General features: G+C 70.5%; 10 protein-coding genes. 6 read left to right on the forward strand and 4 right to left on the reverse strand.

The genetic code is table 11. From position 1 onward, the window contains the following. Both ACWCO3_RS05855 and ACWCO3_RS05860 read right to left on the reverse strand, forming a co-directional pair. Positions 1-3465 (reverse strand): alpha-glucuronidase family glycosyl hydrolase, encoded by a 3465-nt coding sequence (locus ACWCO3_RS05855; protein ID WP_450008705.1) that lies wholly within the window; start codon positions 3463-3465, stop codon positions 1-3. 146 nt (positions 3466-3611) lie between these two features. Next, positions 3612-4184 (reverse strand): hypothetical protein, encoded by a 573-nt coding sequence (locus tag ACWCO3_RS05860; RefSeq protein WP_358166550.1) that lies wholly within the window; start codon positions 4182-4184, stop codon positions 3612-3614. 236 nt (positions 4185-4420) lie between these two features. On the opposite strand from ACWCO3_RS05860, the gene ACWCO3_RS05865 reads away from it, so the two are divergent. The 5 genes from ACWCO3_RS05865 (at position 4421) to ACWCO3_RS05885 (ending at position 7129) form a co-directional block, all read left to right on the forward strand. Further along, positions 4421-5047: a GNAT family N-acetyltransferase gene (locus ACWCO3_RS05865; protein ID WP_450008708.1), complete on the forward strand. Its 627-nt coding sequence runs from the start codon at positions 4421-4423 to the stop codon at positions 5045-5047. After that, positions 5031-5207, forward strand: coding sequence for a hypothetical protein (locus ACWCO3_RS05870; RefSeq protein WP_167524914.1), 177 nt, complete (start codon positions 5031-5033; stop codon positions 5205-5207). The genes ACWCO3_RS05865 and ACWCO3_RS05870 overlap by 17 nt, the downstream gene beginning before the upstream one ends. Positions 5208-5209: 2 nt before the next feature. After that, on the forward strand, positions 5210-5761 hold the full coding sequence (locus ACWCO3_RS05875; protein WP_145785143.1) for a carboxymuconolactone decarboxylase family protein: 552 nt from the start codon (positions 5210-5212) through the stop codon (positions 5759-5761). 107 nt (positions 5762-5868) lie between these two features. Continuing rightward, positions 5869-6327: a PRC-barrel domain containing protein gene (locus ACWCO3_RS05880; RefSeq protein WP_145785144.1), complete on the forward strand. Its 459-nt coding sequence runs from the start codon at positions 5869-5871 to the stop codon at positions 6325-6327. Positions 6328-6382: 55 nt separating this feature from the next. Next, positions 6383-7129, forward strand: coding sequence for a tyrosine-protein phosphatase (locus tag ACWCO3_RS05885; protein ID WP_244311859.1), 747 nt, complete (start codon positions 6383-6385; stop codon positions 7127-7129). Between the two features lie 51 nt (positions 7130-7180). On the opposite strand, the gene ACWCO3_RS05890 is transcribed toward ACWCO3_RS05885, so the two are convergent. Both ACWCO3_RS05890 and ACWCO3_RS05895 read right to left on the reverse strand, forming a co-directional pair. Next, positions 7181-8278: a branched-chain amino acid aminotransferase gene (locus ACWCO3_RS05890; protein WP_358076061.1), complete on the reverse strand. Its 1098-nt coding sequence runs from the start codon at positions 8276-8278 to the stop codon at positions 7181-7183. A gap of 141 nt (positions 8279-8419) precedes the next feature. Beyond that, the gene (locus ACWCO3_RS05895; RefSeq protein WP_358167673.1) at positions 8420-9451 is read right to left on the reverse strand and encodes a 3-isopropylmalate dehydrogenase; all 1032 of its coding nucleotides are present in this window, start codon (positions 9449-9451) and stop codon (positions 8420-8422) included. Between the two features lie 230 nt (positions 9452-9681). Here ACWCO3_RS05895 and ACWCO3_RS05900 point away from each other — a divergent pair, with 230 nt between their 5' ends. Then, a complete protein-coding gene (locus tag ACWCO3_RS05900) occupies positions 9682-10524 on the forward strand; it encodes an FAD:protein FMN transferase (protein ID WP_145785148.1) in 843 nt (280 codons plus the stop codon). Positions 10525-10785: the final 261 nt, after the last annotated feature.

A 10785-nucleotide genomic window follows, 5' to 3' on the forward strand; every position in this document is an offset into this window, starting at 1 on the left:
TCACGGCTGGCGGATCTGCTCACCCAGGCTCCGCACCCGGAAGTAGTCGAAGGCGACGTCGAGGTCGGTGGAGGTGCCGGCCCGGTTGAAGGCCAGCACCCCGGCCTTTGTCGGCTCGGCGTTCAGCGTTTGGGAGCCGATGTAGCGGTAGACGCTTCCGTCGGTGGAGTAGTAGGCGCGGTAGCTGTTTCCGATCTTCGTCAGGCGCAGCCAGGTGGCCCCGTCAGCCCCGACGATGCGCTGGGCGTCCGCACCGGTGATCTCCACCGTCGACGTCACGCCGTTCTGTTCGCGCAGGAAGACGACCCGGGCCTTGTGGACCGGCGCGCCGGCGTTGGCCATCTCCCAGGCGAGCTTGACGTAGTTGTCGTCGTCCGCGTACGCGAGGACACCGCCCTGCTCGTTGTTGGCGGCGAGTGGCCGGGAGAAGACGATCCTGGAGTCGGCCGTCCAGTCCCCGTCGACGTCCTGGAGCGCCAGGTTCTTCGCGGTGTTGACGGTGCCCTGCAGGTCACCCTGATGGGCGGTGATGACCAGCGACCCGTCGGCCAGACGCCACCTGCTGTCGTCCGGCCGGACCCACTGCCACTGCGGGCCGAGCTGGGTTGAGGCGAACTCGTCGCTGCCGGTGAGGGTGGTGTTCAGGTCCACCACGTAGACCGACGACGCGCCGCCGTTGGTGACGGTGACCCGTGCCTGCCCGGTGGCACTGTCGGCCTGCTCGAGCACCACCGAGGCGGCGGGGTCGGCGGCACGTGCCGCGACCGTCGGCACGGTCGTGGTGCCGGCCGGCGTGAGGACGTTGTAGTGCAGCACCGTCGGGGAGAAGGACGCCAGGGGCCTGTCGTCGACGCGCAGGCTCGCGAGCGTCGTGTCGGGCACCAGGTTGAAGACGTAGTTCTTCACCAGAGGCCCGAAGAAGCCCTTCGTGGTGACCTTGACGACCGCCTGACCGGGTACGCCGGCCGCCTGCGAGACGACCTCGTAACGGGCCTTCCGATCGGCGGTCCGCACCTTCGTGATGGTCGGCGACGCCCCGGCCGGCACCGGGATGGTGTACGCGTTCTCCGACAGGTTGAAGCCGCCGAACTCCTTCCCGCCCACCACGATCGTCGCGGACAGCGGCGCGTCGTCCACCGGGATGTCCCGCCCGCTGAACTCCTTCCAGTAGTTCACCGAGGTGTCCCGCCAGTCGGCGGCGTCCGCCTCGTGGACGGCGAGCTTGGCGCGTACCTCCGCGAACCGGCGTGCGTCGATGTCGGGCTGGAGCGTCTCCCAGGTCTCCCGCATCCAGGTCACGTACTGCACGCCCATCTGGTAGCGGTAGACCAGCTCGTCCCAGAACGTCCGGCCGCTGTCCATCCGGTGACCCCAGGGCACGTGGTGGAACCACATGAGCAGGTTCTCCGGGACTGAGTCGATGTTCCCGTAGCGCTGCTGCAACCGGGGAAAGTACTGGGCGGCCAGGTTGCTGCCGGTGGGGGAGCGGTCGAAGCCCAGGCCGACGCTGTCGGCCTTGTTGTAGTAGATCGGGCTCCAGTCGTCGCGGCCCGCCCAGTCGGCGGGGTCGGGGCGGTAGTGGGCGCCCTCGGCGAACTGGTGGCCGATGCCCAGCGGCGTCTGGTAGCTGACCAGCGACTCCCAGGAACCCATCATCATCGTCCGGATCGTGTCGACGACACGCCGGTCGTTGCTCCAGGTCATCCGGACCCAGTCGGTGGCGATGTCCTCCGCGTCGAGTGTCCAGTCCCATGCCTGACGGCCGAAGGCGAAGAGGTTCGCCTGGGAGAAGTGGTGCCCGGTCAGGTTGTCGGCGTTGCCGAGGTTGGCGACACCGACGATGGCCGTGTCCGAGTGGTGCTGGGCGGTCCCGTCGACGATGTCGCCGACCAGGCGCTCGCGCAGCAGCTTCCCGTTGGCGTCGGTGGCGTACGTGTCGGTCTTGAGGATCTCCTCGTACATCGGACCGAGGTAGGCCAGCATCCAGTTCTGGCCCGTGTACTCCTGCGTGATCTGGAGTTCCAGGGCCTGGTTGGTGTTCTCCATCCGGCCGAACATCGGGTGGATGGGCTCCCGGGCCTGGAAGTCCAGCGGCCCGTTCTTGGTCTGCAGGAACACGTTGTCGGCGAAGCGCCCCCTACTGCCGTCCGGCTGGACCTCGTCGTCGATCGGCCCGAACTCCAGGTAGGCCCGCTTGAGACGGTCGTTGTCGACCTCGGCGTTGTAGACGAACGTCCGCCAGTGCACTGTCATCCCGAGCGGCGCCACCGCGGCGGCGATGGCGTTGGCGCCGTCACCGTGGTCGTACCCGAAATCCTGTGGCCCTGGCTGGCCCTCCGAGTTGGCCTTCACGGTGAGGCCCATGAAGTCCGGGATGGCGGCCTGGATCTGCCGGGCCCGTCGGTTCCACCAGCCCCGGAAGTCGGCGCCGTAGGGGTTGAGCTGGCTGTTGGTGAGCGTGTCCGGCGCGAAGCGGCTGTCCGTGGGCGCGGTGTAGCGGATCGACAGGCCCAGCTTGATGCCGTACGGACGCAGCGCGTCGGCCAGGGCCGCCTCCTGCGCGATCCGGGCGCTGGTCAGGTACGCGTTGTCGGCGTTGACGTTGTTGATGGTGATGCCGTTGATGCCGAGGGACGCCAACGCCCGTGCCACCACGATGTAGCGGTCCAGGATGACGGGCAGGTTCCGTCCGGCGCTCGCCCCGGTCGCCGCGAAGTTGAAGATCGCCCCGCTCTCCCCGTTCAGTCCGCCCAGCCCGGATGCGTTGTTGCCGGCGTAGAGGCGCTCGGTCTCCCAGTTGTTCAGCAGCCGATGTTTGATCTTCGGTGACTCCGCGACGCGGAGACGGTCGATGGGTTTCTGCGTCTGCAGGAGCCGCAGGAAGGCGTAGGTGCCGTACAGCGCGCCGAGGTCGGTGTTGCCGGCGATGACGGTGAACCGCGCCTTCCCGCTCGTCACCGAACGGACGAGATAACCCTCGTCGCCGACCTTGGCCAGGTCCCGCGCCGGGACATTACGGCTCACCAACGGCGAACTCGTCGGCGTGCCGACGACCACCGCACCGTCCGGTACGCGGTGACCGTCGACCGTCGTCACGGGAGTCGGTTGGCCGAGCAGCCCGCCCAGCCCGCGTACCAGCTCGTCCCGGGCCGCGCCCAGCGTGGTCTCGGCCAGCTTCTCAGCGGACCCGGGTGCCATGGCGAGGTCCGGCGTGTGCCGGTGGACCTTCGTGGCGTCGGCGTTCTCGACCACGATCCCCGTGACCGTCCGGCGATAGTCGCGCAGCAGCTTCGAGTCGCTGACCGGCACGTACCGCAGCCACAGGTCGGAGCCGCTGTAGTCGTCAGGTGACGGGGCCGCGGCGACGGGTGTCGTGGCGACCGTGAGGGTGGCCGCGACCGTGGCGAGCACCGTTCCCAGCACGATGAGAGTCCGCCGTAGCCTGGGCGTCGAACCTCGGATCATCGCCATCTCCTCGTTCGTCCACTCGGGATGCCGTACGGCCCGGCGTGCGAGCACGACGACGTCGACAGATGGGTACGCATCGATGTTGAGCAACGCGACAGCGCCTCGGCAACGAGTTGTCGTTTCTTGTCGCGGCCCGCGACGGATCAGTCGGCGCTCACGACGTCAGGGACGCGGCGGACCGGGCGGATCCTCAGGCGTAGCGCGTGGTCGTGTAAAAGAAGATCCGGTCGATCGAGCACCCACGCTTTCGCTGCCGACCCGACCCGGTGCCGCCGTAAGTGCCTGCCCTCGACGGTCTCGACGTGCGGCGACGTCACCGCCTGCAACGCCTTCCAGGCCGCGTCGACCAGGACGACGAAGTCCCGCTGTACGCAGTCAGCCTCGTCCCCAGGGAACCACTTGAACGCCAGCCGGCCCGGCGACATCGCTTCAGGCCGTTCAGCCGTCGCACGGTACCGGCCGCCGGTAGCGGTGAGCACAGCCTCGTCCGTGGTCACCACCGAGGTGTGAAGGTACTGGATGAGAGGCCCCACGGTACCGCCGTCCCGGCCGAGCAGTCGCAGGAACGCCTGCGTGCGGTCGTGGTGCAGCGCAGCCGGCAACGAGTCGTGCAGCCTGATGGTCCGGGCTCGCTGGTCGTGGGTCTCCCATTGCCCGAGGTCGGCGATCGCGGGTGCCAGCGCATCGCCGAACGCCGCCTCGTCCGCAGGAAGCATGAAGGTGCTTACCTCCTTGGATCGCGACCCCGGTTCGAACATTCGGCCATGATGGCAGACGTCCGACCCTCCCGACCGCCACGGACCGCAGACCAGGCGGACTGTCTCCGCTCCCCGCGTTGTCGCGACACAACGAGGAGCCAGGGCCGCCACGTTCGAATCGAGTAGCGGCGCCGGCTCCCTCGTGAAACTGTCGTCGCGTGATTCAACCGACTCTACGTACCGCCCGTCTGCTGATGGTCCCCCTCGCAGATCGGCACTTCGAACTGGAGGTCGAGCTCGACTCCGACCCGGAGGTGCTCCGCTACATCACCGGGCGGGCGCGATCCAGGGACGAGGTGGCCACGTCTCACTCGCAGAGGTTGGCGCTGTCCGGCAAGGTGGGCGGCCTGGGTTACTGGATGGCGTTCGGGTCCGATGGCGGTGCGCGTGGCACGGTAGCGCCGGAGCATGAGGACCAGGGCGATTTCATCGGGCTCATGATGCTTCCGCCGGCACACGGCCCCGACCAGCCGGACGATCCAACCGTCGCGGAGTTGGGCTACCGGCTTGCCCGCCACTGCTGGCGTAGAGGTCTGGCCAGCGAGGCATCGCAGGCCCTGCTGCGGCATGCCTTCGACACGGTCGGGCAGAGCCGGGTGATCGCGCAGACCATGACGGTGAACGTCGGCTCTCAGGGCGTGATGAAGGCCGTCGGCATGAGGTATGTGCGCACCTACTTTCCTTCCTGGGACGACCCGATACCAGGGACGGAATCCGGTGAGGTGGAGTACGAGATGACCCGTGAGATGTGGGAGTCGGTAACGGATCCGATGATGGCCACCGCGCCATCGGCAAGGAGGACCTGTGCTCACCGTCAGTAACCGCTTACCTGAGCACAGCCTCACCGCCTGGGTATCGCTGGACGTCACCAACGCGTTCACGACGATCAACCACGCGTCCCACGAGGGCAAGTGGCGTGGGGTCTCCGTCGGGTCGATCGACGTCACAGTCGTCGGCCCGACGGAGATCGCCGGGGTCTGACCATGGGCCTGGACGCGATCAGGGCGGCCCTCCCCGAGTACGCCAGGGACATCGCGCTCAACCTGGACACCACCATCGGCACCTCGCTGCTGACCCCGGCGCAGGCCTGGGGTGCCGCGCTGGCGTGCGCGGTGACAGCCCGGAACCCGGTGGTGCTGCGGGAGATCGCGGCCGAGGCGCTCGGGCACCTCGGGCCGGAGGGTGTGGAGGCAGCCAAGGCCGCTGCCGCGATCATGGCGATGACCAACGTCTACTACCGGGCCAAGCACCTCATCGGTGACGAGCGGTACGCCTCGATGCCGGCCCGGCTGCGGATGCGGGTCACCGCCCGACCCGGCGTGGACAAGGGTGACTTCAAGGTGTGGTGCCTCGCGGTGTCGGCGATCGCCGGCTGCGGGGTGTGCCTGGAGGTGCACGAGAAGTCGCTGCGCGACCGCGGCTTCACCGGAGAACAGGTGCACGAGGCACTGCGGATCTCCGCCGTGGTGCACGCCGCGGCGGTCACCCTGGACGCCGAGGCGGCCCTGGCCGGAGGAACCACACCCTCCGCCTGAGCACCGCAGCCCTCCCGCCGTTTCCATCCCCCGACAGCCGGGTAGCTCCCGTGGGGGAACGCACCCACCGACGCCGCGACGATCGGCGACAGTCAGGAGTGAACGGCATGGACAGGATCGATCCGCACGCCACCCACGCCGGGCCGGACCCGCTGCACGGCGGCGACCAGGGCGCGGTGCCCGGCGGTGCGCCCGCCGGCACCTTCGACCCCTGGCGCTACCGGGATCACGCCGGGGTGGCTGACGCCGACCTGGTCGGCTACAAGGTCGAGGCCACCGACGGCGGGGTCGGCAAGATCGACAGCGCCAGCCACGAGGTGGACGGCAGCTACCTGGTCGTGGACACCGGCCCGTGGATCTTCGGCAAGAAGGTGATGCTCCCGGCCGGCACCGTCAACCAGGTCGACCACGACCAGCGCACCGTCTCCGTCGACCGCACCCGGGACCAGATCAAGGCCGCCCCGGAGTACGACGAGACCAGCCACAGCGACCCGAGCTACCGGGATCGGCTGGGTGGCTACTACGACGAGACGTACGGCGCCCTTCCGCCTGGCACGGCACGCTGACGGTTCGGCTCGACGGCCGGTGGGGCACGGACCCACCGGCCGTTACCGTGTGAGCGTGGACGCCATCGACGACAGCCGCCAGATCTCCCTCCCGGCCACCTTCAACTTCCGCGACGTCGGTGGCTACCTCGGCCACGGCGACCGGTCCGTACGCCGGGGCCGCCTCTACCGCTCCGACTCGCTGCACCGCCTCACGGAACAGGACCGGGACGCGTTCGCCGCGATCGGCGTCCGCACCGTGATCGACCTGCGCCGCCCCAGCGAGGTGGAGCGCGACGGCAGGGTGCCGGCCTACCAGGGGCTGACCTACCGGCACATCCACCCGGAGCACGACGACTGGGCGGGTACGCCGCACGAGGAGGGCGCCAGCCTCGCCCGGTACCTCGCCGACCGTTACGCCGACCTGGCCCAGACCGGCACCGCCGGGCTGGCCGAGGCGGTCGGGCTGATCGCCGACTCCGCCAACGCCCCGGTGGTGGTGCACTGCGTCGCGGGAAAGGACCGCACCGGCATCGTCTGCGCGTTGACCCTCGCCGTGCTCGGCGTCGACGACGCGGACATCACCGCGGACTACGCGCTCAGCAGCGAGGCCTCCGCCCGGTACAGCGCCTGGCTGGCCACCGTCACCCCGGGCGGGGTGGACGTGCCGGCGCCGTTCCTGGCCTCCCCCGCCGAGGCGATGCAGATCTTCCTCGACGAGCTGCGGGCCGGGCACGGGTCCATCGAGGCGTACCTGCGGCACGCCGGGGTGACCGACGAGCAGCTCGCCGCCCTCCGCGACCACCTGCTCGATGAGGCGTAGACCCAGCGAGGTTGGCCTGTCCGCTCGGACGGGCCAACCTCGCGACGAGCGTCAGAGGACCCGGTGCACCCAACCGTGCGCGTCGGCGGTCCTGCCGCGCTGGATGTCGACCAACTGCTGACGCAGCGACATCGTGACCCGGCCGGGCTCGCCGCCACCGATCAGGAACTCGCCGTCCGGGAAGCGGACCCCACCGATCGGGGTGACCACCGCGGCGGTGCCGCAGGCGAACACCTCCCGCAGGTGACCGCTGGCCGCGTCGGCCTGCCAGTCGGCGAAGCTGACCGGCCGCTCCTCGACCTGGTGCCCGGCCGCCGCCGCCAGCGTCATGATCGCGTCGCGGGTGATGCCGGGCAGGATCGTGCCGGTCAGCGGCGGGGTGACCACAGTGTTGTCGTCGTAGACGAAGAAGACGTTCATGCCGCCCAGCTCGTCGACGAACCGGCGCTCCACAGCGTCCAGGAAGACCACCTGGTCGCAGCCGGCCTCGATGGCCTCCGCCTGGGCCGCCAGCGACGCGGCGTAGTTGCCACCGCACTTGGCCGCGCCGGTGCCACCGGGGGCGGCCCGGGTGTAGTCCGGGGAAACCCAGACGGTCACCGGCTTGACCCCACCGCTGAAGTACGACCCGGCCGGTGAGGCGATCACCAGGTAGAGGTATTCGTTGGCCGGGCGGACGCCGAGGAACACCTCGCTGGCGAACATGAACGGCCGCAGGTAGAGGCTGCCGTCCTCGTCGGTGGGGATCCAGTCCTGGTCGATCTCGATCAGCTTGTGCAGCGAGTCGATGAACACCTCGGGCGGCAGCTCCGGCATCGCCATCCGCTGCGCCGACGCGACGAACCGGGAGGCGTTGGCGTCCGGCCGGAACATCGTCACGCCGCCGTCGGCCGTCCGGTACGCCTTCAGGCCTTCGAAGATCTCCTGCGCGTAGTGCAGCACGGCGCTTGCCGGGTCCATCGGGATCGGCCCCCGCGCCTCGACCCGGGCGTCGTACCAACCCTTGCCCTCGGCGTAGCGGATGGTGACCATGTGATCGGTGTGGACGCGGCCGAACCCGGGGTTGGCCAGCAGGGCGGCCCGGTCGGCGGCGGATACCGGCGCGGGATTCGGACGGATCTCGAAGTCGAGCTTGTCACCACCGCTCATCGCGCTGACCTCCCTGCGGGACAACGGCATGCGGGACCGCACACCGAGTTGGCTGTGCCAGAAACTTACCCCGAACGGTCGTTCAGCGGGTAGCGCCGTCCGGCCGGGACGGCGTGCCCGGGCAGGCCGACGCCGGGGTGGTCAGGCTACGGAGTGGGCGGCGAGCCGGTCGCCGACCTCTTCGGTCCGCAGCGTCACGCCCGGGGTGCGGCTGGCCAGCTCGGCGGCGACCGCCGCGTTGACGCGGGCGGCAGCCTCGGCGTGCCCGAGCTGCTCCAGCAGCAACGCGGCGGAGAGCACCGCGGCGACCGGGTCGGCGACACCCTGACCGGCGATGTCCGGTGCCGAGCCGTGCACCGGCTCGAACATCGAGGGGTACGCCCCCTCGGGGTTGATGCAGCCGCTCGCGGCCAGCCCGATCCCGCCGGTGACGGCGGCGGCGATGTCGGTGAGGATGTCGCCGAAGAGGTTGTCGGTGACCACCACGTCGTAGCGCTGCGGCTGGGTGACCAGGAACATCGCGGCGGCGTCGACGTGCTGATATTCGGTGGCGACGTCCGGGTGCTCGGCGGCGACCGCGTCGAACGTGCGCGCCCAGAGCGACCCGGCGTGGGTGAGCACGTTGGTCTTGTGCACCAGGGTGACCTTGCGCCGCTCCCGGCGGCCGGCGCGGGCGAACGCGTCGCGGATCACCCGCTCCACGCCGTGCCGGGTGTTCAGGCTCTCCTCGGTGGCGACCTCGGCGGGGGTGTCCCGGTGCAGCGAGCCACCGGCCCCGGCGTAGAGACCCTCGGTGCCCTCACGCACCACCACCAGGTCGACCTCGCCCGGCTTCACGCTGCCCAGCGGGCCGGCGACCCCGGGCCACAGCCGGGACGGGCGCAGGTTGACGTACTGGTCGAAGGCGAACCGGAGCTTGAGCAGCAGACCTCGCTCCAGCACACCCGGCGGAACCGTGGGGTCACCGACCGCGCCGAGCAGGATCGCGTCGTGCCCGGCCAGCTCGGCCAGCACGGAGTCGGGCAACACCTCTCCGGTACGGTGCCAGCGGGCCGCGCCGAGGTCGTACTCGGTGGCCTGAACGCCGGGCAACACCGCGTCGAGGACCTTACGGGCCTGCGCGACCACCTCGGGCCCGATGCCATCCCCGGCCACCACAGCGATCCGCGCCACGACCGCACTCCTCTGCTCAACGGTTCCGTACCGGGCAACGGTACGTCGCCGTCCCGCCTCCCGGTACGCGGCTTCCAGTATTCGGGATACGCCGATGCACAGCACCCTCTCAGCTGAGACTCATGAGGCGATCATCTCCGCTGCCTACCGTGGTGGTCAGTGGGTCACGGGGGCCTGCTGACCACCGGGGGTCGCGGCGACGCGACACCAAGCGCGAGGGGGCGAACGCGATGCGCGTCGACGAGCAGCCACGGACCCGCTGGCCGGACCTGTCCGCGTTCCGCAACCGCCGGCCGGACCTCCGACTCGGCAGCCGCCGGCAGCGGATCGACCCGGCCGCCGCCATCGACGGCCGAATCGCCGTGCAGCACACCGTCCGCACCGCGACCGCTGAGTACACCCTCCTGCTCAACGCGCCCGCCTGGCTCGGCCGTCGAGGCGTCGGCGAGGCACTACGGGACAGCGTGGCGGAGCTTCGCGCCATCGACCTCACCTACAGCCCCAACCGTCCGGAGAGCCTGGTCTCCCGCCTACGTCGAGGCGAGATCAGCCCCGACTCGTACCCGCCCCTCGCCGACCTGGTGGACCGCTGCACGGCCATGCGCGCCGCCACCGACGGGTGGTTCGACGCCTGGGCGGTGCCCGGCGGCTTCGACCCGGGCGGCCTGCTCGGCGGCTGGGCTGTCGAGCGCGCCGCCGAGAGGCTGCGCGCCGCAGGCGTCCACGACTACGCCGTGCTCGCCGGCGCGGACCTCGTCGTCCGGGGGCACGCGCCGCACGGTGGGCCCTGGCGGGTCGCCGTGCACCACCCGACCGCCCCCGAGCGCGCGCCGCTGGTGTTGGAGATGACCGCCGGCGCGGTCGGCACCTCCGGGGTGACGGGGCGGCAGGGACATGTGGTGGATCCGCACACCGGCGAGCCGGCCGACCACCTCGTCGCCGCCACCGTCGTGGGCCCCGACCTGACGATCGCCGACGCCTACGCCACAGCGCTGTACGCGGCCGGCCCCACCGGCCTGGCCTGGTTCCGTGGCGACTCCGACTATCGCGCGCTCTTCGCACACCGACGCTGACGAGGCACACCGACGCTGAACAGCAGGTCGTTGCAGCGAGCCCGTCTCCCCGCGGTGCTCCGGCCCGATTCGCACCTCGGCCGCCCACAACCGGTGAACCCGGTGATGGTTCCTCTGCCGGCGAACCCCGTCGCCGGTGGTGGTCGGCCGGTCGGGCCTTGCGATCGGCCCCCACGGTCTCGGCAACGACCGTGGGGCCACAGCGGTCTCGGCCGTCGGGGTCATCGGCTTCGTCGGCCTGGTCGCCCCGCACGCCGCGCG

Source organism: Micromonospora sp. NPDC002411 (assembly GCF_053592955.1).